The sequence below is a fragment of the Aeromicrobium tamlense genome (assembly GCF_013408555.1).
GTDB lineage: Bacteria > Actinomycetota > Actinomycetes > Propionibacteriales > Nocardioidaceae > Aeromicrobium > Aeromicrobium tamlense.
Genome location: NZ_JACBZN010000001.1, coordinates 3,086,918 through 3,110,126, shown reverse-complemented (window position 1 = coordinate 3,110,126; position 23,209 = coordinate 3,086,918). Strand labels below are relative to the sequence as shown.

The window sequence follows — 23,209 nt, the reverse complement described above, 5'->3', positions numbered from 1 at the left end:
CGACGGGAGTAGCGTCGCAGCGAGTGTCCGGATGGTGGACACAACTCCGGGGAGGAACACAGATGAACTCGATGCGGCGACGCGTCACCGTCCTGGCGACCGCGGCACTGGCCGGCTCCGTGCTGGCGGCCTGCGGAGCGGGACAGAACGACGACGACAGCGATGCGGCCCTGATCGTGGGCACGACCGACAAGGTGGTCTCGATCGATCCGGCCGGCTCGTACGACAACGGCTCCATGGCGGTGCAGACGCAGGTCTACCAGTACCTGCTCAACTTCCCCGCGGGCAGCACCGAGCTGACCCCCGACGCGGCCGAGAAGTGCGACTTCGAGAAGCCGACGGTCTACGTGTGCACCATGAAGGACGGACTCAAGTTCGCCAACGGCAACGAGCTGACCGCGTCCGACGTGGCCTTCTCGTTCAAGCGGATCGTGGACATCAACGACCCCAACGGCCCGGCCTCGCTGCTCGGCGCGATGGAGTCGGTGGAGGCGCGTGACGACAAGACCGTCGCGTTCACCCTCAAGGCACCCAACGACCAGACCTTCGCCCAGGTGCTCGTGACCTCGGCCGGCCCGATCGTCGACGAGGACACGTACCCCGCCGACGGCCTGCTGGACGACGACGCCGCGGTCGAGGCCAACGCATTCTCCGGTCCGTACACGATCGGCGAGTACAAGAAGAACGAGCTGGCCGAGTTCACGGTCAACCCGGACTACGACGGCACGTACGGCGAGGCCAAGTCCGACGTGACGATGCGCTACTACGCCGACTCGAACAACCTCAAGCTCGACGTGGAGAAGGGCGACATCGACGTCGCGTACCGCTCGCTGACGCCGACCGACATCGACAGCCTCAAGAAGTCCGACGACGTCACGGTCCACACCGGACCCGGCGGCGAGCTCCGCTACATCGTGTTCAACCTCAAGACGATGCCCGGCGACGACGACGCCCAGAAGCAGGCCGTCCGCCAGGCCGCGGCCTACCTCGTGAACCGCGAGGAGATCGCCTCGGAGGTCTACAAGGGCACCTACACGCCGGCCTACTCGGCCGTCCCCGAGGGCCAGAAGGGCGCCACCGAGGCGTTCAAGGACAAGTACGGCGACGCGCCCGACCAGGCCGCCGCGAAGAAGACCCTCGACGACGCCGGCGTCTCGACGCCCGTCGAGCTCAACCTCCAGTGGAACCCCGACCACTACGGCGGCAGCTCCGACCAGGAGTACCAGGCGGTCAAGCGCCAGCTGGAGGAAGGCGGACTGTTCACGGTCAACCTGCAGTCGACGGAGTGGAACACCTACTCCGAGGAGCGCGTGAAGGACGCCTACCCGGCGTTCCAGCTGGGCTGGTTCCCGGACTTCCCGGATCCCGACAACTACCTGACGCCGTTCTTCGCGCCGAACAACTTCCTCCAGTCGCACTACGAGGACGACGCGATGACCAAGCTGCTCGACGCCGAGCGCGTGGACGCCGACGAGGCCTCGCGTGACGCGACGCTCGCGAAGGCGCAGGAGATGGTGGCCGACCAGGTCCCGATCCTGCCGCTGCTCACGGGCGCCCAGGTGGCCGTCGCCGGCAAGGACGTGAAGGGCGTGAGCGACACGCTCGACCCGTCGTTCAAGTTCCGGTTCACGGCACTGTCGAAGTAACGGACACCCGGAACCGGGGTCCCGGCACGCCCAGCGCGTGCCGGGGCCCCGCTTCCACGTAGGAGGAGTGCAGCGTGACCACAGACGTCCTCGTCGCCGCCGACACACCGTCGGCCGAACCCCCCGGTCGCCGCGGCGGCCTCAGCCCGCTCGCGCGGTACCTGTTGATCCGGCTGGCGCTCATCGTCCCCATGCTGTGGGTGCTCGTCACCGTCGTGTTCTTCCTGATGCGCGTGATCGGCGACCCGATCACCGCGGCGCAGGGCGGCCGGCTCACTCCCGAGCAGATCGCCGAGCGCAAGGCCGAGGCGGGCCTCGACCGGCCGATCCTCGTGCAGTACGTCGAGTACCTCGGCAACATCCTGCGCGGCGACTTCGGCACGACCCTCACGGACAACCGCGAGGTCACCGACATCCTCATCGTCAACGGCGCGGCCACCCTGGAGCTCACGTTCTGGGCGCTGCTCGTGGCGTTCAGCGTCGGCATCCCGCTGGGTCGCATCGCCGCGCGGCACCGCGACCGCGGGCCCGACGTGCTGCTGCGGCTCTTCGCGATCGTCGCCTACGCCGCGCCCGTCTTCTTCGTCGGCCTGCTGCTCAAGCTCGCCGTCGCGCCGTTCGGCTGGCCCACCTCGGGCCGGGCCTCGACGGCCACCGAGCTGACGCTCGCCAAGGTCGAGCCGCAGACGAACATCATGATCATCGACGCCATCCTGTGGGGCGAGCCCGAGTACATCTGGGACGTCCTGCAGCACGCCGTGCTGCCGGCGATCGCCCTGGGCCTGCTCACCGGCGGCATCTTCCTGCGCCTCGTGCGGGTGAACCTGCTGCAGACGCTGCGCGCGGACTACGTCACCGCGGCCCGCGCGCGCGGTGTCTCGGAGCGGCAGGTCGAGCGCAAGCACGCCTTCCGCAACGCGCTCGTCCCCGTCGTGACGGTGATGGGCATGCAGATCGCGATCCTGCTGGGTGGCGCGGTGCTGACCGAGACCACGTTCGAGTGGAAGGGCATCGGCTACGAGCTGGCGCAGTACCTGATCCGGCGCGACTTCCTCGCGGTGCAGGGCATCGTCACCGCGATCGCGTTCATCGTGTGCATCGCGAGCTTCCTCATCGACGCCATCGTGGCGCTCGTCGACCCCCGAGTGAGGTTCTGATGCGCTACCCCGGTCGCTCCGTCATCCAGCAGTCCCACGGCCTGCAGCGGTTCATGCTGCTGCTCGGCGTCGGGCTGATCCTGTTCTTCCTCGTGCTCGCGATCTTCGCGCCGTGGATCGCGCCCTACGACTTCAACCAGGTGCGCGGCGACGACGGCGTCCTGTTCGGCACGCAGCAGCCACCGAGCGCCGACCACCTGTTCGGCACCACCGTCGGCGGCGCCGACGTGCTGTCGCGCGTGGTCTACGGCGCCCGCACGGCGATGGAGGTCATCGTCCTGGCCGTGATCGTCTCGAGCGTGATCGGCGTGCCGCTCGGCCTCGTCTCGGGCTACCTGGGCGGCTGGCTCGACAAGACGCTCGTGCTGATCATGGACGCGCTGTACTCGTTCCCGTCGCTGCTGCTGGCGATCGTCGTGTCGATCGTGGTCTCGGGCGGCTCGAGCGGCGCGCTCGGCGGCATCGCGTCGGCGGCGATCTCGATCACCGTCATCTTCATCCCGCAGTACTACCGCGTGATCCGCAACGCGACCGTCTCGGTGAAGACCGAGCCGTACGTCGACGCCGCGAAGGTCGTGGGCGTGCGCACCCCGCGGGTCCTGTTCCGCCACATCCTGTCCAACGTCGCGCAGACGCTGCCGGTCATCGCCACCCTGAACGCGTCGGAGGCCATCCTGACCCTCGCGGCCCTGGGCTTCCTGGGCTTCGGCATCGAGCCGTCGGCCGCGGCCGAGTGGGGCTACGACCTCAACAAGGCGATGCCCGACGCGACCAACGACATCTGGTGGACGGGCCTCTACCCGGGCCTGGCGATCGTGCTGGTCGTCCTCGGCGTGACGCTGCTCGGCGAGAGCCTCAACGACATCACCAACCCGCTGCTGCGCACGCGCGCCGCCGACAAGGCCGAGGGCGAGCTCGAGGTCGAGCTGGCCGAGGACGTCTCGGCCGCGCCCGAGCTGGGCGACGACCTGGCCGGGACCTCCGCCGGCGCGGAGCCGCCCCACCGGACGGCGGTCCTGTCGCTGTCCGACCTCCGGATCAGCTTCGGCACGGACGCGGGACGCGTGGTCGCGGTGGACGGCGTCGGCTTCGACGTCGAGCCGGGCGAGGTCGTCGCCGTGGTCGGCGAGTCCGGCTCGGGCAAGTCGGTCACCTCGCGTGCCGTCATGGGTCTGCTGCCCGGCACGGCCAAGGTCGATGGCTCGGCGGTCCTGCGCACGGGTGGCGACGGCGAGCGCGAGCTCATCGGCATGAGCCCGCAGGCGCTGCGGCCGATCCGCGGCGACGAGATCTCCATGGTGTTCCAGGAGCCCTCGACCGCGCTCGACCCCGTGCGCACCGTGGGCTGGCAGATCATCGAGGCGATCCGCGCCCACCGCGAGACCAGCAAGTCGGAGGCGAAGAAGCGTGCGATCGAGCTGCTCGAGCTGGTCGGCCTCCCCGACCCCGAGCGGCGCGTCGACTACTACCCGCACCAACTGTCCGGCGGGCAGAAGCAGCGCGTGGTCATCGCGATCGCGATCGCCTGCGAGCCCGACGTGATCGTCGCCGACGAGCCCACCACGGCCCTCGACGTGACGGTGCAGGCCGCGATCCTCGAGCTGCTGCTCGACCTGCGGAACCGGCTGGGCACCGCGATCGTGCTGATCACGCACAACATGGGCGTCGTCGCCGACATCGCCGACCGCGTCGTGGTCATGTACCGCGGCAAGATCGTCGAGCAGGCACCGGTCGACCGGCTGTTCTCCGCGCCGGAGCACCCGTACACGCGGGCGCTGCTGGAGTCGGTCCCTCACCTCGGCCGGCCGAAGGTCGTCGAGGGCGAGACGGGCCCGGCGCCGCTGGAGAACGCGCCCGTCGTGCTCGACCTCGAGGACATCGTGGTGGAGTTCCCGGGCGGCTGGGGCGAGCCCACCTTCCGCGCCGTCGACCACGTGAGCCTGCAGGTGCACCGCGGAGAGGTGCTCGGTCTCGTGGGCGAGTCCGGATCGGGCAAGTCCACGCTGGGCCGCACCGCCGTGGGCCTGCAGCAGCCGACTTCGGGCATCGTGCGCGTGGGCGGCGAGCAGATCTCGGGGCTGAGCGACGCCGAGCTGCGGCCGTTCCGCAAGCGGTTCGGGTTCGTGTTCCAGGACCCGGCCTCGTCGCTGAACCCGCGGATGTCGATCCTCGACTGCATCGCCGAGCCGCTGCGGGTGCACACCGACCTCTCCGATGCGCAGGTGAGGGAGAAGGTCCAGGGCCTGCTCGACTCGGTGGAGCTGCCGCGCGACTTCGCCGAGCGCTACCCGCACGAGCTCTCGGGTGGTCAGCGCCAGCGCATCAGCCTGGCCCGCGCCCTGGCGCTCGAGCCCGATCTGCTCATCGCGGACGAGCCGACCTCGGCGCTCGACGTCTCGGTGCAGGCGCGCGTGCTGGAGCTGTTCCTCGACCTGCAGCAGCGCCTGCAGTTCGCGTGCCTGTTCATCACGCACGATCTCGCCGTGGTGGACCGGCTCGCGAACCGGGTGGCGGTCATGCAGCGCGGGCGACTGGTGGAGCTCGGCCCCCGCGACCAGGTGCTGCGCCGGCCGACCGAGGACTACACGCGCAGCCTCATCGCGGCCGTGCCCGTGCCTGACCCGGTGGAGCAGCGCCGTCGTCGCGCCGAGCGCGGCGACCTCCTCACCGGGGCCTGACGACCGGACCGAGAGGGGTCTTCCGTCTCAGCGATCCCAGGCGGCGACCTGGGCGCGGCGCTCGAGGCCGAGCTTGGACAGGACGGTGGAGACGTAGTTCTTCACCGTCTTCTCCGAGAGGAAGAGGGTCTCGGCGATCTCGCGGTTGGAGCGGCCGAGGCGCAGCTCGTCGAAGACCTTGCGCTCCTGCGCGGTGAGCTCGGCGAGCGGGTCGGGCTCGTCCTGGCGGCGCAGCCGGTCGAGCACCGCGCGGGTCATGGCGGGGTCGAGCAGCGACTGTCCGGCGGCGACCCGCTGCACCGCGTCGACCAGGTCGTTGCCGCGCACCTGCTTGAGCAGGAATCCCGAGGCGCCCGCCATGATCGCGTCGAAGAGCGCCTCGTCGTCCTCGTACGAGGTCAGGATCAGCACCGAGGTGCGCGGCGCCATGATCCGCACGCGGCGGCACAGCTCGATGCCCGAGCCGTCGGGCAGGCGCGCGTCGAGGACGGCGACGTCGGGCTGGAGGCTCTCGATCTGCGTGGCGGCCTCGCCGACGGTGCCGGCCTGACCGACCACCGTGATGGCGCCCGAGTCCTCGAGCAGGTCGCCGACGCCGCGCCGCACGACCTCGTGGTCGTCCAGCAGGAAGACGCGGATGGGTTCGCTCACGGGGTCAGCCTACGGAAGGTCGACTGCGGGCTCGGTGCTCTCGAGCGGGACCCGCCACGTCACCCGCGTGCCGCGACCGCCCGGACCTGGCTCGATCAGCAGGGATCCGCCCGACCGCTCGGCGCGCTCTCGCAGGTTGGCCAGACCGCTCGCGGGCTGCTGGTCTCCCATCCCGATGCCGTCGTCGGTGATCGTCGCGACGACGCCCTCGGGCGCGACGACGAGGTGCAGCCGCACCGAGGTCGCGCTCGCGTGCCTGATGACGTTGGCCAGCGCCTCGTTCATCACGGCGTGCACGTCACTGCGCCGGCCGATGTCGAGCAGGCCGAGGTCGCCCTCGATGTCGATCGACGGCGCGAAGCCCAGCGGCGCCGCGGTGGCCTTGAGCAGCCGGACCAGCCGCGCCTCGTCGGTGGCGGCGTCCGAGCCGAGGGCGAAGATCGCGCCGCGCAGGTCGGCGATGGCGCGGTCGACGTCGTCCACGGCCTGCGAGGCCCGGCCGGCCCAGGGCTCGTCCACGTGACGGGCGATCCGGTCGAGCGACAGGCCCACCGCGAACAGGCGCCCGATGACGAGGTCGTGCAGGTCGCGCGCAATGCGGTTGCGGTCCTCCACCACGGCCATCCGCGCCAGCTCGGCACGCGTGCCGGCGAGCTCGTCGAACAGTCGCGCGTTCGCGATGGCGGTGCCCGCGACGGCGGCCAGGCCGGTGACCAGCCGCTCGTCGTCCTCGCTGAAGCCGCCCGCCTTCTCGGTCAGGTAGAGGTCGCCGAACACGCGGCCGTCGATCCGGATCGGGACGCCGAGGAAGGCGCCCATCGGCGGGTGGTGGGGCGGGAAGCCGACCGAGTCCGGGTGCGAGGCGACGTCGTCGAGCCGCAGCGGCACGCCGTCGCGCAGGACCACCCCGAGCACTCCGGCGCCGCGCGGCAGGGCGCCGATCTCGGCGGCTGTCTCGTCGTCGATGCCCTGCGTCAGGAACTCGACGAGGCCCTCCTCCGGGTCGCTCCCGAGGACACCGAGGGCGCCGTAGCGGGCGCCCGTCAGGTCGCGGGCCAGCTCGATGATGCGGGCCAGCAGGCTGTCGAGATCGAGGTCGGACGTGACCGCGACGGCCGCCTCGACGATGTGCTCCCAGCGCTTCCGGTCCTGTTCGTCCACGCGCTCACCGTACCGAGGCCGACGGGCCCGAGGTCCCGAGAACTCGTGACCTTCGGCCCTGCCCCGGCGCCGGCGCGCGCGGCACGATGGAGGTGTCAGAAAGGAACGAGTCCATGAGCACCAACACCATCGTCGTCGGTGTCGACGAGACCCCCGCCGGAACGGCCGCCCTGAGCTGGGCCGCCCGTGAGGCGGAGCTGCGCGGCGCCGACCTCAAGATCGTGCACGTCTGGCAGATCGACGCGGCCGTTGCGATGGCCGGCGCCGAGGTGCCGTGGCTGGCCTACGAGACCGATGCCCGGTCGAACGCCGCCCGCTGGGTGGCCGACACGATCGGCGCGGAGGACGCGCAGGGCCGTCCCCGCCGCATCGACGTCGTGCAGGGTGCCCCCGGGCCGACCCTCGTCGACGCCTCCCGCGACGCGGCCATGCTCGTCGTCGGGACCCGCGTGCACACCGGCATCAGCCGGGTCCTGTTCGGCTCGGTGAGCCACTACTGCCTCACCCACGCGCAGTGCGTCGTCGTCGCCGTGCCGACCACCTCCACGGCGGAGACCGTCGACGTGGAGTCGGCAGACGAGCTCGTCGAGCACTGAGTCACGGCGGCCGGCCGCACCACCGGCCGCCCTCCCGGCCCGCGCTCCTCTTCTCGGGCGCCGGCCGACCCGGAGGCCTCGATCCCCGGAGGCCCTCCCACCCGCAGTCCCGGCGGCGACCCCACGCCGCCGGGGCTACGTTGGCGTCATGATCGAGCGCGTCCGTGGCCAGGCTGGTGCGGCGATCTTCGCCCGCGTGGCCGGACCCGAGGGCGAGGGCCGTCGCGACCGCATCCACGGCACGCCCGGCCCCCGGCGGTTCGCGCCGGGCGACCCCGTGTGGCGCGTCCACGGTGACGCCTCGATGTTCGTCGGTGGGATCCGCGCACTGCTGCTCCAGTCGCTGCACCCCCTCGCAATGGCCGGCGTCGACCAGCACTCGGGCTTCCGCGGCGACCCGTGGGGACGGCTCCAGCGCACGAGCGGCTTCATCGCGATGACCACCTTCGGCACGATCGAGCACGCCGACCGCACGATCGCCGCCGTGCGGGGCATCCACGAGCGCGTCACCGGCACCGCGCCCGACGGCCGGCCCTACGCCGCGTCCGACCCGCACCTGCTGCGCTGGGTGCACGTCGCCGAGATCGACTCCTTCCTGCGGGCGCACGACCGCTACGGCTCCATGCCGCTGACCCCGGCCGAGCGCGACCGCTACGTGGCCCAGGCCGCGGTCACCGCACGCCTGCTCGGCGCCACCGACGTGCCCGAGGACGTCGAGCAGCTGCGTGAGACGCTCCGGGCCTACCGACCCGAGCTCGAGAGCACGCCCGCCGCCCGCGCGGCCGCCCGCTTCATGCTGATCCACCCGCCCGTTCCGTGGACGGTTCGCGCCCCGTACGGGATGCTCGCCGCGGCCGCGGTGGGACTGCTGCCGCGCTTCGCCCGGCGGCCCCTGGGACTCCCGTGGCTGCCGGTGACCGAGGCGACCGCGGTGCGTGCCGGCGGCGTCGCCGTCACCCGCGCGATCGGCTGGGCGATGGCCCCGCCCGCGCGTTCCACGACATGAGGATCGGACCGAAGCACGACACAATGGACGAGTCCCCACCCGACACCTAGGAGTGATTCCTCGTGAAGAAGCTTGCGCTGCTGACGGCCGCTGCCGTCGGATACGTCCTCGGAACCCGCGCCGGCCGCGGCCGCTACGAGCAGATCAAGCGCCAGGCCGAGAAGGTGTGGCACACCGAGCCGGTGCAGACGACCGCCCACAAGGCCCAGGACACCGCCAAGGCCGCCGCGTCCGAGGCCGGCCACCGCGTCGCCGAGACCGCGAAGGACGTCTCGGGCACCGTCGCGGAGAAGGCCAAGGACGTGGCCGGCAAGGCCAAGGATGCGTCCGACACCGCAACCGAGAAGGTCAAGACCGCCGCCGACTTCTCGAAGGACGACGACTCGTCGCCGAGCCAGGCCACGCCGACGCCCGCCCCGGGCCCGGCCACCGTCGCCGCCGCCACCTTCGGCTCCGCCACGCCGACCACGAGCACGCCCTCCGGCACCACGTCGTCCTCCGACACCGGCTCGGAGGACTCCGCGGCGCCCCAGGCCGACGCCACGTCGCTCGCCTACAGCACCAGCTCGGAGGGCCTGCGCGCCGACGCGAGCAAGGCCGACGAGAAGGCGCCGTTCGACATCGACGAGGCCGGCTCCGACGACCTCGCGTCGCCGAACCCGCTCGGCACCGACGACCCGGACTCGCGCGCCTGATGCGGCTGAGGATCTTCACCGAGCCCCAGCAGGGCGCCTCGTACGACGACCTCCTCGCGGTCGCGCAGGAGGCCGAGCGGCTCGGCTTCGACGCCTTCTTCCGCTCGGACCACTACCTCGCGATGGGCGGCGACGGCCTGCCCGGACCGACCGACGCGTGGACCACGCTGGCGGGCCTCGCCCGCGAGACGTCCACGATCCGGCTCGGCACGCTGGTCACGAGCGCGACGTTCCGGCTGCCCGGACCGCTCGCGGTGACGGTGGCCGGCGTCGACCAGATGAGCCGGGGCCGCGTGGAGTTCGGCCTCGGCGCGGGCTGGTTCGACGCCGAGCACCGCGCGTACGGGATCGGGTTCCCCGACACCCCGGAGCGCTTCGACCGCCTGGAGGAGCAGCTCGAGGTCATCACGGGTCTGTGGGCGGACACCACCGGCTCGTACTCGTTCGACGGTGAGCACTACACGATCAGCGACTCGCCGGCCCTCCCCAAGCCGGCGCAGGAGCGGATCCCGGTGATCGTCGGCGGCAAGGGCAAGCGCCGCACTCCGGCGCTCGCCGCCCGGTTCGCGGACGAGTTCAACGTGCCGTTCGTCTCGGTGGAGGAGACCCGCACGCTGTTCTCGCGGGTCCGCGAGGCCTGTGAGAAGGCCGAGCGCGACCCGTCGACGCTGGCCTGGTCCAACGCGCTCGTGGTGCGCGCGGGCGCGGACGAGGCCGAGATCGCTCGCCGCGCCGCGGCGATCGGCCGCGAGGTCGACGAGCTGCGGGAGAACGGCCTGGCCGGCACCCCCGCCGAGATCGTCGACCGGATCGGCGCGTTCGCCGAGGCCGGCACCGAGCGGATCTACCTGCAGGTGCTCGACCTGTCCGATCTGGACCACCTGGCGCTCGTGGCCGAGGAGATCATGCCCCACGTGTGATCGCTCGAGAGCTCCGAGACGACGAGGCACCCGGACCGCTGCGGCGGCCGGGTGCCTCGTCGTTCTGGCCTTTGCGCAGGGCGAATGACACCGGTGTGATTTACCCACAGCATTGTCCCCACGTGGGGACAACTCATCCTCAGGACGGCGGTCCGACCTCCAGCGTCCCGCGCTCCATCTCCCACGTCAGGGCCTGCAGGAAGTCGATGATCGCCGGCCGCGCGTCGTGCGGCACCTTCGCCGCGATCGCTTTCATCCGGTCGTGCATGTCGGCCAGGTGCGCCGACATCTCGCGGCGGGCCTGCTCGGTGGGCACGAGCAGCACCGAGCGGCGGTCGGTGGGGTGCGGCGTCCGCTCGAGGTGCCCCGAGGCGACCAGTCGATCGACGAGCGTGGTGACCGCGGCGGTGCTGATGCCGAGATGGTCCGCCAGGCGGCGCGGCGTGACTCCCGGGAGCGCCCCCTGCACGACCCCGGCCTCGGCCTGCTCGACGGTCCGGATGACGTGGCGCAGCGAGCGGAGGTCGGTGGGGTTGACGCGCATCGAGTCGCTGAGGCGGTTCCGCATCTCGCGATCCGCGCGGACGAGCTCGCGAACCGCACGCAGCAGGCCGCGCTCGTCGTCGGTGTAGGCGGGCGCCACTGGGGTACGTGGAGTCAGGGGCACGGCACGACTCTATCCCTTATTTCTACAAGTTGATATCTAGACTGCTTAGCAATACGGTTTCAAGTGTCCCCAGGAGGAACCGTGGAACCCGTGCTCGATCTCTCGCCCGGTGCAGTGGATGCCGCTGCCTCGGCCGCTGCCGTGCGCGCGGACCTGCCCGACCGCCTCCCCCACGACGACCCCGACGATCTGGTCGTCCTGCTGGACGACGACCACCGGCCCATCGGCACCGCTCCGCGCCACGGCGTGCACGGAACCGACACCCCCTTGCACCTCGCGTTCTCCTGCTATCTGGTGGACGGAAAGGGCCGCGTGCTGCTCACCCGCCGCGCCCTGGGCAAGCGGTCGTGGCCCGGCGTCTGGACCAACTCCTTCTGCGGCCACCCGCGACCCGGCGAGGACCTCGTCGACGCGGTGAGCCGGCACGGGCGCGGCGAGCTGGGGCTCGAGCCCGAGGCGATCCGTCCCGTCCTGCCCGACTTCGCGTACCGTGCGGTCGACGCCTCCGGCGTGGTGGAGAACGAGGTCTGCCCCGTGTTCGTGGCCCGCACCAGCGATGACGTCGAGCCGCACCCCGACGAGGTCGAGGAGCACCGCTGGGTCGACGTGTCCGACCTGCGCGAGACCGTGCGGGTGGCGCCGTGGGCGCTCAGCCCGTGGCTCGTGGAGCAGGCCGCGGCGATGGAGGAGGCCGACGCGTGGCACGTGCTGGCACCGGACGAGACGGAGACCCGCCCATGACCCTCCAGTCCGAGCTCGACTCGCTGCTGCACTCCGCCCGGGTGCCCGGCCTCGCCCGCGACCACGCGGCGCTGCTCGACGCCCTCGACCTCGGCAGCTCGGGCGGCAAGCGCTTCCGGCCGTGGCTCGTCACCACCGTCCATGCCGCGTTCGACGGCGAACAGCCCGAGCCGGTGGTCGATGCCGTGGCCGCCGCCACCGAACTGCTGCACACGGCCTTCGTCATCCACGACGACGTGATCGACAACGACGACACCCGCCGAGGACGCTCGAGCGTGCCGGGGCTGTTCCGCAGCGACGCGGCCGAGCTGGGCACCGCGCCCGACGACCGCGACACCTACTCCCGCGCCGGTGCGATCCTCGCCGGCGACCTCGCGCTCGCCGCCGCGATCCGCGCCGTGGCCACGTGCGGCGCGGACGCTGCCGCCACGCACCGCCTGCTCGACCTCCTCGACGCCACGCTGCACGCGTCGGCAGCGGGCGAGCTGGCCGACGTGCGGCTCGCCCTCAGCCCCGAGATGCCGGGCGCCGAGGAGGCCATCGCGGTCACGGAGCACAAGACCGCGGTCTACTCGTTCGTGCTGCCGCTGCAGGCCGGAGCCGTGCTGGCCGGCGCCGACGACGCCGCGGTCCGCGCGCTGGGCGAGATCGGTCGGTGCCTCGGCATCGCGTTCCAGCTGCACGACGACGTGATGGCGATCTTCGGCGACCCCGCCGAGACCGGCAAGGACCCGCTCGGCGACCTACGCGAGGGCAAGCGCACGCCACTCATGGTGCATGCCTCGCAGACCGACGCCTGGGCCCGCATCGCCCCTCACCTGGGGGACCCCGAGCTCACGGAGGCCGCGGCGTCCGCCGTGCGCGAGGCGCTCCAGGAGTGCGGCTCGCGCCACCACATCGAGGACCTCGCCGAGGGGCACCTCACCGTCGCCCGCGAGCACGCGCGCTCGCTCGGCCTCGAGTGCTCGCTGCTCGACCCGCTGGTCGAGCAGGCGTGGCGGATGACGCCCACGGCGCTGACGCGGGCCGCCCAGGTCGGGGCGGCATGAGCGTCCTGCACCCGGACGACCACGGGAAGTCCGGCTCCACCGCCGCCACCGAGGCCTACGCGCTGTACGACGAGGTGGCCGAGGACGCCGCCGCGCTGGTCATCAAGCGGTACTCCACCTCGTTCTCGCTGGCGTCGCGGCTGCTCGCCGAGCCCGTGCGCACGCGCGTCTGCAACATCTACGCGCTCGTGCGGGTGGCCGACGAGATCGTCGACGCACCGCGCCCCGAGGGCGACCACGACCAGCAGTTGCGATTGCTCGACTCGCTCCAGGCCGAGGTCCACGAGGCGATGCGCACGGGGCACAGCGCGAACCTCGTCGTGCACGCCTTCGCGCGTACCGCCCGCGCCTGCGGGATCGGCACCGACCTCGTGGACCCGTTCTTCGACTCGATGCGCACCGACCTGTTCCGGACCGAGCACGACGAGGCCAGCTTCGCGACCTACGTCTACGGCTCGGCCGAGGTCGTCGGGCTCATGTGCCTCAAGGCCTTCCTGCTCGACCAGCCCGACGTCAACGGCGCGTACGAGGCGCTGGCCCCGGGCGCGCGACGGCTCGGCGCCGCCTTCCAGAAGGTGAACTTCCTGCGCGACCTCGGCGACGATCGCGACAACCTCGGCCGCAGCTACGTGCCCGGCCTCGACCCGGAGCACTTCGACGTGGCCATGCGCGACCGCCTGCTGGACGACATCGACGCCGACCTCGCGGCCGCCGCGGCCGTGATCCCCCAGCTGCCTGCCGGCAGCCGCCGGGCGGTGGCCGCCGCGCACGCACTGTTCGCCGAGCTCTCGCGCCGGCTGCGCCACGCCTCGCCCGAGCGGATCCGGTCCGAGCGCATCCGCGTGCCCGGGCCGGCCAAGGCCCGGGTCGTCGCGCGCGCCGTCACGGTGGGCGTCTGATGGGGCGCGTCACGGTCATCGGCGGCGGGATCTCGGGGCTCGCCACCGCCGCACTGCTCGCCGCCGACGGCTGGTCGGTCGACCTGCTGGAGCAGCGCGACGAGGTCGGTGGGCGCGCCGGAACGTGGGAGCAGGACGGGTTCCGGTTCGACACCGGCCCCTCCTGGTACCTCATGCCCGAGGTCTTCGACCACTTCTTCCGCCTGCTCGGCACCTCGGCCGCGGAGCAGCTCGACCTCGTCCGGCTCGACCCGGCGTACCGCGTCTTCTTCGAGGGCCACGCCGATCCGGTCGACGTGCTCACCACGCGCGCCCGGAACGTGGCCCTGTTCGACGCGATCGAGCCCGGGGCAGGCCAGCGTCTCGAGCAGTACCTCGACTCGGCCGACGACGCGCTCGCCATGGCGGTGGACCACTTCCTCTACACGAGCTTCGACCGGCCGGCGAACCTCGCGCACGCCGACGTGCTGCGCCGCGCGCCCCAGCTGGCGGGCCTGCTGGGCCGGTCGCTCGAGTCCCACGTCGCCTCGCGGTTCGACGACGTCAGGCTGCGCCAGATCCTGGGCTATCCCGCGGTCTTCCTCGGCTCGTCCCCGTCGCGGGCGCCGAGCATGTACCACCTGATGAGCGGCATGGACCTTGCCGGCGGGGTGCTCTACCCCCAGGGCGGCTTCTCCACGCTGATCGACGCGATCGCCGCCCTCGCGCGGGCGCGCGGGGTGCGGATCCACACCGGCGCCACCGTCATCGGCATCGACACCGTGGCGACCGATCGACTGCCCTTCGTGCCGGGTGCGCGGGCGCGCGTCGAGGGCGTCACGTTCCGCACCGCGGAGCGCATCGAGTGGATCGGCGCCGACGTCGTCGTCGGCGCGGCCGATCTGCACCACCTCGAGACGCGGCTGCTGCCCGAGCACCTGCGCACCTACCCCGAGTCCTGGTGGCGCCGCCGCGACCCCGGCCCCGGAGCCGTGCTCGCGTACCTCGGAGTGGAGGGCGAGCTGCCGCAGTTGGCCCACCACACCATGTTCTTCACGCAGGACTGGGCCTCGAACTTCGACGACGTCCTCGGGCGGCCCGGCCGCGTGCCCGACCCGGCGTCCTCCTACGTCTGCAAGCCGTCGGCCACCGACCCCACGGTCGCGCCCCCGGGTGACGAGAACGTGTTCGTCCTCGTGCCCGTCCCGGCCGACGTCGGACTCGGGCGCGGCGGCATCGACGGCACGGGCGACCCCGTGATCGAGAAGACCGCGGACGCCGCCATCGCACAGATCTCCGCTTGGGCTGGCGTTCCCGACCTGGCCTCGCGCATCAAGGTGCGCCGGACCGTCGGCCCCGGCGACTTCGCCGCCGACCTCAACGCGTGGTCGGGCGGCGCGCTCGGGCCCGCGCACACGCTGCGACAGAGCGCCTTCCTCCGCGCCCGCAACGCGTCGCGTCACGTGGACGGCCTCCTGTACGCCGGATCCAGCACGATCCCGGGCATCGGCCTGCCGATGTGCCTCATCAGCGCCGAGCTCGTGCTGAAGCGCCTGCGTGGCGACCGGTCGGCCGGCCCGATCGGGGAGCCCACCGGCACTACGGTGGACGCGTGAGCTGGCTCTACCTCGCCTCGGTCGTCGGGGCGGGCTTCTGCATGGGCCTGGTCGATCACCGCTGGCGGCTGTTCCTGTTCCGGTGGCCGCGCCGAGCGCTGGTCGTCCTGGCCATCGGGTTCGTGTTCTTCCTGGTGTGGGACCTCGTGGCCATCCAGCTCGAGGTCTACGGCCGCGGCGAGTCGCCGGCGATGACGGGCATCGAGGTCGCGCGCGAGCTGCCGCTCGAGGAGCTCTTCTTCATCGCGTTCCTCTGCTACGTCACGGGCGTGCTGCACGGCCTGTTCACGCGAGTCCTCGACCGCGAGGGAGCCGCGCGATGACGTACCTCGGACTGGCCGCCGTGTTCACCGCCGTCACCGTGCCGGTGCTGGCCGTCGCCGTGGTGAGGCGCCGACCCGACCGGCGCTGGTGGGCCGCCACCGGGCTCACGGCGCTCGCGCTGGTCGTGCTGACCGCGGTCTTCGACAGCATCATGATCGCCGCCGACCTGTTCCGCTTCGACGAGGAGTCGCTCACCGGGATCCACGTCGGGCTGGCCCCGATCGAGGACTTCGCGTGGCCGATCGCCGCCACGATCCTCGTCTCCTCGCTGCTGCTGCTCCTGGCGCCTGCGCGCGAGCCGGCCGAGGACCGGTCGTGAGTCGCGCCGGGCAGGTCCTGGCCTCGTCGCGCCCGCTGTCCTGGATCAACACGGCGTTCCCGTTCGGCGCGGCGTACCTGCTCGCCGACGGCGGGCTCGACGCGGCGTTCTGGATCGGCTGCATCTGGTTCCTCATCCCCTACAACCTGATGATGTACGGAATCAACGACGTCTTCGACTACGAGTCGGACCTGCGCAACCCGCGCAAAGGCGGGGTCGAGGGGATCGTGCTCGACCAGCGCGTGCACCGGCTGACGATCTGGTCGTCCGTGGTCACGAACGTGCCGTTCGTGGTCGTCCTCGCCGCGATGGGCTCGGCGGTCTCGAACCTCGTGCTGGCGATCAGCATCTTCGCGGTCATCGCGTACTCGGCGCCGGTGCTGCGGTTCAAGGAGCGGCCGTTCCTGGACTCGATCACCTCGAGCACGCACTTCGTGAGCCCTGCGGTCTTCGGCCTCGCCCTGGCCGCGGCCCGCGGCAGTGACGTCGAGGTCACCGTGCCCGTCGTGGCCGCGCTCCTCGGGTTCTTCGCGTGGGGCATCGGCTCGCACGCGTTCGGCGCGGTGCAGGACGTCATGGCCGACCGCGCCGCGGGCATCGGCTCGATCGGCACGGCGCTGGGCGCCCGCAACACCACGTGGTTCGCGCTCGGCGCCTACCTGCTCGGTGGCGTCTGCCTGCTGCTGCTGCCGTGGCCCGGCACGCTGGCCGCGCTGCTGGTGCTGCCGTACGTGGCGAACATCTGGCCGTACCGCTCGATCACCGACGCCACCTGCGAGGAGGCCAACGTCGCGTGGCGGCGCTTCCTGTGGCTGAACTTCCTGACCGGCTTCCTCGTCACGCAGCTGCTGATCTGGATCACCCTCACCTGACGGCGCGGAAGCGGTCCTGCCACCGCACCCACGGCGGTCGCTCGGCCCAGTTGAGCCGCAGGGTGGTGACGGCGCGGTCCATCCGGCGCGCCAGCTGGGCGCGGCCGCGCACCGAGCGGCCCGACACCGCCAGCCGCAGCGAACGGTCGTAGCGGATGACGGACTCCGGTCCCAGCACGAAGGCGAGGTCCATGTCGTCGTGGACGTCGTCGAACCGGTGCACCCGGTCGCGCACCCGCTCCCACGTGGTGCGGCGGACGGCCATGCTCGATCCCCACAACGGGTGGTGAGCGAGCGCGAGGTAGGTCAGCACGTAATAGGCGCCGAGGTAGACCACCGTGGCGATCTGCCGCAGGACGGGCGGGAGGTCGTGGAAGTAGCCGGCGCCGGTGACCGCGTCGACGCGGGGATCGGCCATCGCGCGAGTGACCTGCGCGACCCAGTCCGGGCCGGGCCGCGAGTCGGCGTCGAGCCGCGCGATCACCTCGCCGCGGGCGGCGTCGTAGCCGGTGGCCGCGGCGGGCGGGATCCCCAGGCGCGGCTCGGGGACCACGCGGGCTCCCGCGGCCTCGGCGACGGCAGCCGAGTCGTCGGCGCTCGCGTTGTCGACCACGACGACCTCGAGCGGTGTGACGGTCTGGGCCGCCAGGAGGCGCAGGCACTCAGCCAGCTCGGCGGCGTCGTCGTGGACGGGGATGACGACCGAGACGGTGCGCGCTGTCATCGCGGCTCCGCGGCGGAGGTGCGGCTGACGACGAGTGCCGCGACGACCGCCCCGATGGCGCCGGCGGCCAGGTCGCCGACGGTGTCGTCGTACCCCACCTGGATGCGGTCGTCGAGCCACGTGTGGCCCATCCACTCGAGGAACTCCCACACGACGGCGAGGGCGACGGCGGTGGTGATCGTGACGATGAACGCGCCGAGACGGGGTCGCGCGATGCGCGGGTCGTCGTGGGCCGGCAGCGCGCCGACCTTCACCAGGACCTGCCACGTGAGCGCGGCGATGAGGCCGGTGGCCGCGGCGTGGACCACGATGTCGAGCTCCGGGACCGCGAGGTACCAATCGAGCTGCGCGGCCCATCCGCCGAGCAGGAGGGTGCCGCAGTAGGCGACGTCGAGCGCGGGGCCGGTGCCGATCGCTCGCGGGATGAACAGGCCGCCGAGCACGAGGAAGAACAGGGCGAACCCCATCCAGCCGCCCTCGATCGTCGCCGCGACGACGCTCACGACGCCCGCCGCGCGCAGGGCGTCAGGGGCGATCAGCGGCATTCGACCATCCTACTGAGGACGGAGCGTCGCGGATGGTGGCCGGGCGGGTCGGCACGCGAAATCGCCCGGAATCGCAGGAATCACATCGGCGTAGTTTGTCCACACGTCTGTGCACAGCTGGGGACAAACCGGGCGTCTGCCGCGGTCATCGGAGGTGGGCGAAGTCGTCCACTCCCGGGTCCTCCTCGGCGAGCGAGAACGAGGCGACGGCCCGGGTCACCATGCCGGTGGCCAACAGGACGGCCACCGACACGGTGAAGGCCATGCCGCACAGGAACGCGAGCACCAGGGCGACCACGGCTCACGCCTCGCTCTCGCTCATGTCGTCCTCCGTCGTGCTCGTCCGTGTGGATGGAGAGCCGCGAGGAGCCGATTCAGGACCGAGAGCGGGCGGTCACCGTCAGCGGCGCGGCGTGTCCGGTCCGGTGTCGGGCTCCGAGCGGAGCACGTCCTCGCGGGTCTCGTCGTACCGCGCGTCGCCGGGCTGGTCGCCCGGCGTGTCGCCGTACTGCACGTTGCCGTTCTCGTCCGTCACGGCGCGCTCGCCGACGTGGTGCTCGTGCTGCTCCCCGGCCAGCGGTTGATCGGCGGTCTCGTTCCGGTGCACCACGTTGCCGTCCTTGTCGGTGATGACGTCCGGGTCGATCTCGTCCGCCTTCGACAGGCGGTGATCGGCGTGCTGCTTGGTCTCGTTGGCCTCGTGCTCGAGGTCCTTCGCCTGACGCTCGAGTCGCTCGGCATCGAGGCGCGCCTGATCGGCGTCAGCCCGAGCCGCGGCGGCGCCCGCCGCGGTCTGGTTCGCGGTGACCGAGGCCTCCCGAGCCTCGTCGCGCAGCTGCGCGGCCTCCTCGCGGTGACGGCGCTCCTGCTCCAGTCGGCGCTCCTCCTTGGCCTTGCTCCCCCTCTTCGCCAGCGCGGCCACGAGCGCCAGCAGCAGCAGGACCGCCACGACGGCGATCAGGATCCAGACCCAGGTGTCGACGTTGTCCATCGCACTTCTCCGTCCGCGGGCCGCGGCTGCGTCGGTCGACGCTGGTGCGCCGGGCCCTCTCATTCCTTGGTACCGCAGTCGAGACGAAGCCGCTCGTCGGATGAGAACGCGTCCCTGCAGGTCAGGCATGGGGCCCCGCGGTCATTTGCGCCAGAGCTCAGCTGCAGCCCTTCACCTCACGGCGCGAAGCAAAGCCCGACAAAGTCGGCACACACGACCGACGATCCTGGAATGATCTCGGTGTGACTCCTGAGGAAAGGCTGCGCGAGCTCGCCATCCGGCATGCTGCGTTCGCGTGGCTCGACCGTCAGCGAGCAGCGGGTCACGAAACATTCACGCAGCAGGACACCACTGGCCTTTCGTTGGCAGGCGAGACCATTCGCCTGATGCCGACTCAGCAGGGAATCTGGAAGCCGGGGAATCTTCAGGCGGCGCTCTCGTTCCGCACGGTCTACCGATCAGACGAGAGTCTTCGGCCGTATGACGACAACGTGGGAGGCGACGGGCTCTACCGGTACAAGATGCGCGGCGACGATCCCCATCACTATCAAAACCGTGCCTTGCGCGAGGCGATGGCGGAACAGCTTCCTCTGATCTGGTGGCAGGGAGTGCCTGGCGGCTATAGCGCGCTCTACCCCATCTACTTGATCGGCGAGGAGCGGGCAGATTTGCAGTTCGTCGTCGATATCGACGCGGTTCCTCAACCCGACATCGCTGCCTCGCAGGTGGACATCGAACTCGATCCCTCTTACCGCGAGCAGCTCACCAAACTCCGCCTGCATCAGCGACCTTTCCGAGCAGCCGTATTACGCGCCTACCGCACGTCGTGCGCCGTCTGCTCGCTTCGCCACAGCGATCTTCTCGACGCGGCCCACATTCAGGAGGATGGCGCTGGCGGACGTCCGGTGGTCACCAATGGTCTGTCACTGTGCAAGATGCACCATGCTGCCTATGACCGGAGGATCGTGGGGATCACGCCGTCGTATGAGGTCCGCGTCAACGCCGCCGTCTTGCAGGAAGTCGACGGTCCGATGCTGCGACACGGCATCCAAGAGTTCCATGGCAAGAGGCTGATGGTGATTCCGGAACGGCGAGCACAGCACCCCGATCGGTTGCTGCTCGAGGCTCGATACCAGGCATTTCTCGACGCGAGCTGATCCCTGACACGCGGGTCGGACAGCGCCTCAGGCGAAAGGGCCGTCGAGAAGCGCCCACTGGATCAGCATGATCGTCTTGGCGTCGACGATGTCGGTCCCGATCGCGGCGCGCGCCTCGTCGATGCCGAGCTCGACGATCTCGATGTCCTCGCCCTCGTGGGCGACGCCGTGGCGGGTCTCGTGCGCGTCGTCCGAGCGGTAGGGCGCGGCGAAGAAGTGGAGCCGCTCCGTGACGGAGCCGGGGCTCATGAACACGTCGAAGACGTGCTGCACGGGCCCGACCTCGATGCCGGTCTCCTCGGCGGCCTCGCGCCGGATCGCGGCCTCGGCGTCGTCCTCGTCGAGCAGTCCCGCGGCGGTCTCGATCAGCATCCCGTCGGGGTGCCCGTTGACGTAGACGGGAAAGCGGAACTGCCGCGTCAGGAGGATGGTCCTGGCGTCGGCGTCATAGAGCAGGATCGTGGCGCCGTCACCACGGTCGTAGGTCTCGCGCCGCTCCGTGCGCCACGTGCCGTCGGACATCCGCTGCTCGAACGTCGTCGCCCGCAGGACGTACCAGTCGTTCGCGAGCACCTCGACGTCTTTCACGACGACGTCGGGGTTGCGGTCCAGGTCCCGCCCGGTGAGGTGCAGTCCGATGCGCCCCCGGCGGTCCGGCGTGTCGATCCCCGCGGTCATCGGGCACCCACGATCAGTCTCTGCATGCTGACGATCGTAGGGCGGACCTCCAGCGTTGCGGTCGGATCAGTCGGCGGCGACCGGTGCCGAAGGGTCGAGGGCGACCAGCATGTCGGGCACCGCACGCCCTTCCGGTGCGGCCATGTTCATTCGAGTCACGATCGAGACTCCGTCTTCGGTCAGTGGCATGGCGAACCGTGCTTTCATGCCCTTCTGACGAAGGGACGACGCGTACTCGTCGACGGCACTCAGCAGCGTGGTCCAGTCCTCGGCCCACCACGCGGCGGGCAGGTCTTTCCCGAGTTCCCGCGCCGGCACCGATTCGATCGCAGTCGGGATGCTACGTGCCGTCGAACGGAACGCGGTCAGGGCTGTCGACCGCTGAGCGGGCTGTTCTGGCAACCCGCCCTTCGCGGATCGGACCATCTCCGCGCATGGCTCCTCCACGGCGGCGATGACCGTACTGTTCTCGATGAACCCGAGCCGGTCGTGCGTGGCATAGGCGTACATCCCCCAGGCCCACGTGCCCCACATGCCCCACATACCCACGAACGCGACGACGGGAACGGCGAGGGTCACGACCACGGCGACGATGACCCAGCGACGCGTTCGCGACGGCGGCGGCGAGTGCGCCGGAGGTGCCGACCACTCGGGTCCTCACGGTCCGCCTGTCCAGGAGCTCACAGGGTCAGCGTGTCAGCTGGAGACCACGTTCGAGGCCGCATCGGCGGGCATCCAAGGAGGGCCAGCAGTGAGTGGTGGAGCCTAGGGGACTCGAACCCCTAACCCCCTGCTTGCAAAGCAGGTGCGCTACCAATTGCGCCAAGGCCCCGTGGTGGGTGTGTCAGACGGAGTCGCTGTGCTGCGCCCAGGGATCGGGCTGCGCAGCGGCCTTGCGGCGGCTGGAGAACCAGACGGCTCCGGCGACCGCGAGTGCCAGGGTGAGGATCTTCTTCACGTCGATTCCTCCTTCGGTGGGCCTAGATGGACTTGAACCATCGACCTCTTCCTTATCAGGGAAGCGCTCTAACCGAGCTGAGCTATAGGCCCCGGGCAGCAATAGAAGAGATTACCCGAAGGTCCCCGGCGAGTTCCAATCGGGTCGGCGAGTGGTGGATCACGTGCCGTCCAGTGGCGCGAAACGGCCCGCCACTCGTCGAGTGGCGGGCCGTTTCGCGCCACTCGCGGGGAGGGGCGGCTGCAGGCGTTACTGGCGCTCGCCGAACGTCATCTCGATGCCGCCGAGGATGCCGGAGGCGAGGTTGTAGAGGTGGGCGGCGATCGTGGCGAGGGCCGTCATGAAGATGACGTTGAGGCTCGACACGAGGAGCGTCAGGCCGACGACCCGGCCGAAGCCCAGGTACTCGGTGATGTCGAAGCCGGAGGCGTCGTCGGCGAGCACGTTGGAGACGCTGTCGTTCAGGGCGCCCCAGACGCCGGTGATCTGCATGACCAGCCAGAACACCGTGACCGCGACGACGCTGACGACCATGAGCGCCACCGAGACGACGAACGCCATCTTCGTGACGCTCCACGGCTCGACGTGGCTGAGCTTGAGGCGCGCGGAGCGACCCGAGGCCGCCGGAGCGGTCTTGGTGACCTCGCCCGCGGACTCTGCCTGCTTCGGCGCCTTCTTGGGCTCGGGCTTCTGCTTCTTGGCGGGAGCCGGCTTCGGCTCGGCCTTCTGCTGAGGCTTCGCGGCGGGAGTCGTCGCCGGCGCGGCGGCAGGGGCGGCAGCCGGAGCGGCCGCGGCCTGCGTGGACGCCGACGCGGCGGCAGCGGCACCCCCGGCAGCGGCAGCGGCGCCACCGACGGCAGCACCCGCGCCCGGACCCTTCGGCGCCGGAGCAGCCTTGGCCTCAGGACGCGAGGGCGCCTTCTTCGGCTCGGCCTTCTTCGGCTCAGGCTTCGCCACCGGCTGGGCCGGCACGGCCTTCATCGTCTGCGTGGGACGGTCGTCGGCCGACGGCGCGGGCGCCTTCGGCGGGGCCGGCTGGTCGTCACGGACCGCCGGGATCACCGAGGTCGCGTCGGGCGATGCCTTGGTGGTGCGCGCGTACTCCGCCTTGCTCAGCGGCCGGCGCGCGGTGACCGAAGGGGTCGTCCCGTTCGCCTTGGCGTTCTTGGCAGGCATGCCG

At 71.2% G+C, this 23,209-nt stretch carries 25 protein-coding genes and 2 tRNA genes; 15 read left to right on the top strand and 12 right to left on the bottom strand.

Annotated elements, in window-relative coordinates; all coding sequences use genetic code 11:
* The first annotated feature begins 71 nt into the window (after positions 1–71).
* The 3 genes from BJ975_RS15180 to BJ975_RS16870 all read left to right on the top strand — a co-directional run bounded on the left by BJ975_RS15180 (position 72) and on the right by BJ975_RS16870 (position 5,481).
* On the top strand, positions 72–1,646 hold the full coding sequence (locus BJ975_RS15180) for an ABC transporter substrate-binding protein (RefSeq protein WP_179427426.1): 1,575 nt from the start codon (positions 72–74) through the stop codon (positions 1,644–1,646).
* Positions 1,647–1,720: 74 nt separating this feature from the next.
* Positions 1,721–2,803, top strand: a complete 1,083-nt coding sequence (locus tag BJ975_RS15175; RefSeq protein WP_269304390.1) for an ABC transporter permease — start codon at positions 1,721–1,723, stop codon at positions 2,801–2,803.
* Positions 2,803–5,481, top strand: coding sequence for an ABC transporter ATP-binding protein/permease (locus BJ975_RS16870; RefSeq protein ID WP_179427424.1), 2,679 nt, complete (start codon positions 2,803–2,805; stop codon positions 5,479–5,481). Before BJ975_RS15175 ends, BJ975_RS16870 begins: the two co-directional genes overlap by 1 nt.
* A 27-nt stretch (positions 5,482–5,508) precedes the next feature.
* On the opposite strand, the gene BJ975_RS15165 is transcribed toward BJ975_RS16870, so the two are convergent.
* Both BJ975_RS15165 and BJ975_RS15160 read right to left on the bottom strand, forming a co-directional pair.
* Positions 5,509–6,132 carry a response regulator transcription factor gene (locus BJ975_RS15165; protein ID WP_317628250.1) on the bottom strand — a complete coding sequence of 208 codons (624 nt, stop codon included), beginning with the start codon at positions 6,130–6,132 and terminating at the stop codon, positions 5,509–5,511.
* Between the two features lie 9 nt (positions 6,133–6,141).
* Positions 6,142–7,293: a GAF domain-containing sensor histidine kinase gene (locus BJ975_RS15160; protein ID WP_179427422.1), complete on the bottom strand. Its 1,152-nt coding sequence runs from the start codon at positions 7,291–7,293 to the stop codon at positions 6,142–6,144.
* 113 nt (positions 7,294–7,406) lie between these two features.
* On the opposite strand from BJ975_RS15160, the gene BJ975_RS15155 reads away from it, so the two are divergent.
* The 4 genes from BJ975_RS15155 to BJ975_RS15140 all read left to right on the top strand — a co-directional run bounded on the left by BJ975_RS15155 (position 7,407) and on the right by BJ975_RS15140 (position 10,510).
* Positions 7,407–7,889 (top strand): universal stress protein, encoded by a 483-nt coding sequence (locus tag BJ975_RS15155; RefSeq protein ID WP_179427420.1) that lies wholly within the window; start codon positions 7,407–7,409, stop codon positions 7,887–7,889.
* Positions 7,890–8,037: 148 nt separating this feature from the next.
* On the top strand, positions 8,038–8,895 hold the full coding sequence (locus tag BJ975_RS15150; RefSeq protein WP_179427418.1) for an oxygenase MpaB family protein: 858 nt from the start codon (positions 8,038–8,040) through the stop codon (positions 8,893–8,895).
* 62 nt (positions 8,896–8,957) lie between these two features.
* Positions 8,958–9,590: a hypothetical protein gene (locus tag BJ975_RS15145; protein WP_179427416.1), complete on the top strand. Its 633-nt coding sequence runs from the start codon at positions 8,958–8,960 to the stop codon at positions 9,588–9,590.
* On the top strand, positions 9,590–10,510 hold the full coding sequence (locus BJ975_RS15140) for an LLM class F420-dependent oxidoreductase (RefSeq protein WP_179427414.1): 921 nt from the start codon (positions 9,590–9,592) through the stop codon (positions 10,508–10,510). Before BJ975_RS15145 ends, BJ975_RS15140 begins: the two co-directional genes overlap by 1 nt.
* A gap of 139 nt (positions 10,511–10,649) precedes the next feature.
* Here BJ975_RS15140 and BJ975_RS15135 read toward each other — a convergent pair whose 3' ends face one another.
* Positions 10,650–11,177, bottom strand: a complete 528-nt coding sequence (locus BJ975_RS15135) for a MarR family winged helix-turn-helix transcriptional regulator (RefSeq protein WP_179427412.1) — start codon at positions 11,175–11,177, stop codon at positions 10,650–10,652.
* 141 nt (positions 11,178–11,318) lie between these two features.
* On the opposite strand from BJ975_RS15135, the gene idi reads away from it, so the two are divergent.
* The 7 genes from idi to BJ975_RS15100 are packed head-to-tail and all read left to right on the top strand — an operon-like array spanning position 11,319 to position 16,976.
* Positions 11,319–11,918, top strand: coding sequence for an isopentenyl-diphosphate Delta-isomerase (gene idi, locus BJ975_RS15130; RefSeq protein ID WP_317628282.1), 600 nt, complete (start codon positions 11,319–11,321; stop codon positions 11,916–11,918).
* Positions 11,915–12,967 carry a polyprenyl synthetase family protein gene (locus BJ975_RS15125; protein ID WP_179427410.1) on the top strand — a complete coding sequence of 351 codons (1,053 nt, stop codon included), beginning with the start codon at positions 11,915–11,917 and terminating at the stop codon, positions 12,965–12,967. Before idi ends, BJ975_RS15125 begins: the two co-directional genes overlap by 4 nt.
* Positions 12,964–13,866 carry a phytoene/squalene synthase family protein gene (locus BJ975_RS15120; protein ID WP_179427408.1) on the top strand — a complete coding sequence of 301 codons (903 nt, stop codon included), beginning with the start codon at positions 12,964–12,966 and terminating at the stop codon, positions 13,864–13,866. The genes BJ975_RS15125 and BJ975_RS15120 overlap by 4 nt, the downstream gene beginning before the upstream one ends.
* On the top strand, positions 13,866–15,461 hold the full coding sequence (crtI, locus tag BJ975_RS15115; RefSeq protein WP_179427406.1) for a phytoene desaturase family protein: 1,596 nt from the start codon (positions 13,866–13,868) through the stop codon (positions 15,459–15,461). Before BJ975_RS15120 ends, crtI begins: the two co-directional genes overlap by 1 nt.
* On the top strand, positions 15,458–15,784 hold the full coding sequence (locus BJ975_RS15110; RefSeq protein ID WP_179427404.1) for a lycopene cyclase domain-containing protein: 327 nt from the start codon (positions 15,458–15,460) through the stop codon (positions 15,782–15,784). Before crtI ends, BJ975_RS15110 begins: the two co-directional genes overlap by 4 nt.
* Positions 15,781–16,104, top strand: a complete 324-nt coding sequence (locus tag BJ975_RS15105; protein ID WP_179427402.1) for a lycopene cyclase domain-containing protein — start codon at positions 15,781–15,783, stop codon at positions 16,102–16,104. The genes BJ975_RS15110 and BJ975_RS15105 overlap by 4 nt, the downstream gene beginning before the upstream one ends.
* Entirely contained in the window at positions 16,101–16,976 is an 876-nt protein-coding gene (locus BJ975_RS15100) for a prenyltransferase (RefSeq protein WP_179427400.1), read from the top strand. The genes BJ975_RS15105 and BJ975_RS15100 overlap by 4 nt, the downstream gene beginning before the upstream one ends.
* On the opposite strand, the gene BJ975_RS15095 is transcribed toward BJ975_RS15100, so the two are convergent.
* The 4 genes from BJ975_RS15095 to BJ975_RS15080 all read right to left on the bottom strand — a co-directional run bounded on the left by BJ975_RS15095 (position 16,969) and on the right by BJ975_RS15080 (position 19,236).
* On the bottom strand, positions 16,969–17,700 hold the full coding sequence (locus BJ975_RS15095) for a glycosyltransferase family 2 protein (protein ID WP_179427398.1): 732 nt from the start codon (positions 17,698–17,700) through the stop codon (positions 16,969–16,971). The genes BJ975_RS15100 and BJ975_RS15095 overlap by 8 nt on opposite strands.
* Complete coding sequence (locus tag BJ975_RS15090) at positions 17,697–18,245, bottom strand: hypothetical protein (RefSeq protein WP_179427396.1); 549 nt, start codon at positions 18,243–18,245, stop codon at positions 17,697–17,699. The genes BJ975_RS15095 and BJ975_RS15090 overlap by 4 nt, the downstream gene beginning before the upstream one ends.
* 145 nt (positions 18,246–18,390) lie before the next feature.
* Positions 18,391–18,543: a hypothetical protein gene (locus tag BJ975_RS15085; protein ID WP_179427394.1), complete on the bottom strand. Its 153-nt coding sequence runs from the start codon at positions 18,541–18,543 to the stop codon at positions 18,391–18,393.
* A 102-nt stretch (positions 18,544–18,645) separates the two neighbouring features.
* A complete protein-coding gene (locus tag BJ975_RS15080) occupies positions 18,646–19,236 on the bottom strand; it encodes a hypothetical protein (RefSeq protein ID WP_179427392.1) in 591 nt (196 codons plus the stop codon).
* 242 nt (positions 19,237–19,478) lie between these two features.
* Here BJ975_RS15080 and BJ975_RS15075 point away from each other — a divergent pair, with 242 nt between their 5' ends.
* Complete coding sequence (locus BJ975_RS15075) at positions 19,479–20,393, top strand: HNH endonuclease (RefSeq protein WP_218845964.1); 915 nt, start codon at positions 19,479–19,481, stop codon at positions 20,391–20,393.
* A gap of 27 nt (positions 20,394–20,420) precedes the next feature.
* On the opposite strand, the gene BJ975_RS15070 is transcribed toward BJ975_RS15075, so the two are convergent.
* The 5 genes from BJ975_RS15070 to BJ975_RS15050 all read right to left on the bottom strand — a co-directional run bounded on the left by BJ975_RS15070 (position 20,421) and on the right by BJ975_RS15050 (position 23,205).
* Positions 20,421–21,071, bottom strand: a complete 651-nt coding sequence (locus BJ975_RS15070) for an NUDIX domain-containing protein (RefSeq protein WP_179427390.1) — start codon at positions 21,069–21,071, stop codon at positions 20,421–20,423.
* Positions 21,072–21,137: 66 nt separating this feature from the next.
* Positions 21,138–21,656, bottom strand: a complete 519-nt coding sequence (locus BJ975_RS15065; RefSeq protein ID WP_179427388.1) for a hypothetical protein — start codon at positions 21,654–21,656, stop codon at positions 21,138–21,140.
* A 171-nt stretch (positions 21,657–21,827) separates the two neighbouring features.
* Positions 21,828–21,903 (bottom strand) — tRNA-Ala (locus BJ975_RS15060).
* A gap of 143 nt (positions 21,904–22,046) precedes the next feature.
* A tRNA-Ile gene (locus BJ975_RS15055) sits at positions 22,047–22,121 on the bottom strand.
* Between the two features lie 157 nt (positions 22,122–22,278).
* Positions 22,279–23,205 carry a DUF3566 domain-containing protein gene (locus BJ975_RS15050; RefSeq protein ID WP_223302981.1) on the bottom strand — a complete coding sequence of 309 codons (927 nt, stop codon included), beginning with the start codon at positions 23,203–23,205 and terminating at the stop codon, positions 22,279–22,281.
* Between the last annotated feature and the right edge of the window lie 4 nt (positions 23,206–23,209).

What these genes read in the sequence shown, in the direction of transcription:
- BJ975_RS15125 (WP_179427410.1), top strand. Translation starts at nt 11,915, where the DNA reads ATGACCCTCCAGTCCGAGCTCGACTCGCTGCTGCACTCCGCCCGGGTG.
- BJ975_RS15150 (WP_179427418.1), top strand. Translation starts at nt 8,038, where the DNA reads ATGATCGAGCGCGTCCGTGGCCAGGCTGGTGCGGCGATCTTCGCCCGC.
- BJ975_RS15095 (WP_179427398.1), bottom strand. Translation starts at nt 17,700, where the DNA reads ATGACAGCGCGCACCGTCTCGGTCGTCATCCCCGTCCACGACGACGCC.
- BJ975_RS15120 (WP_179427408.1), top strand. Translation starts at nt 12,964, where the DNA reads ATGAGCGTCCTGCACCCGGACGACCACGGGAAGTCCGGCTCCACCGCC.
- BJ975_RS16870 (WP_179427424.1), top strand. Translation starts at nt 2,803, where the DNA reads ATGCGCTACCCCGGTCGCTCCGTCATCCAGCAGTCCCACGGCCTGCAG.
- BJ975_RS15155 (WP_179427420.1), top strand. Translation starts at nt 7,407, where the DNA reads ATGAGCACCAACACCATCGTCGTCGGTGTCGACGAGACCCCCGCCGGA.
- BJ975_RS15090 (WP_179427396.1), bottom strand. Translation starts at nt 18,245, where the DNA reads ATGCCGCTGATCGCCCCTGACGCCCTGCGCGCGGCGGGCGTCGTGAGC.
- BJ975_RS15050 (WP_223302981.1), bottom strand. Translation starts at nt 23,205, where the DNA reads ATGCCTGCCAAGAACGCCAAGGCGAACGGGACGACCCCTTCGGTCACC.
- BJ975_RS15105 (WP_179427402.1), top strand. Translation starts at nt 15,781, where the DNA reads ATGACGTACCTCGGACTGGCCGCCGTGTTCACCGCCGTCACCGTGCCG.
- BJ975_RS15140 (WP_179427414.1), top strand. Translation starts at nt 9,590, where the DNA reads ATGCGGCTGAGGATCTTCACCGAGCCCCAGCAGGGCGCCTCGTACGAC.
- BJ975_RS15070 (WP_179427390.1), bottom strand. Translation starts at nt 21,071, where the DNA reads ATGACCGCGGGGATCGACACGCCGGACCGCCGGGGGCGCATCGGACTG.
- BJ975_RS15180 (WP_179427426.1), top strand. Translation starts at nt 72, where the DNA reads ATGCGGCGACGCGTCACCGTCCTGGCGACCGCGGCACTGGCCGGCTCC.
- crtI (WP_179427406.1), top strand. Translation starts at nt 13,866, where the DNA reads ATGGGGCGCGTCACGGTCATCGGCGGCGGGATCTCGGGGCTCGCCACC.
- BJ975_RS15080 (WP_179427392.1), bottom strand. Translation starts at nt 19,236, where the DNA reads ATGGACAACGTCGACACCTGGGTCTGGATCCTGATCGCCGTCGTGGCG.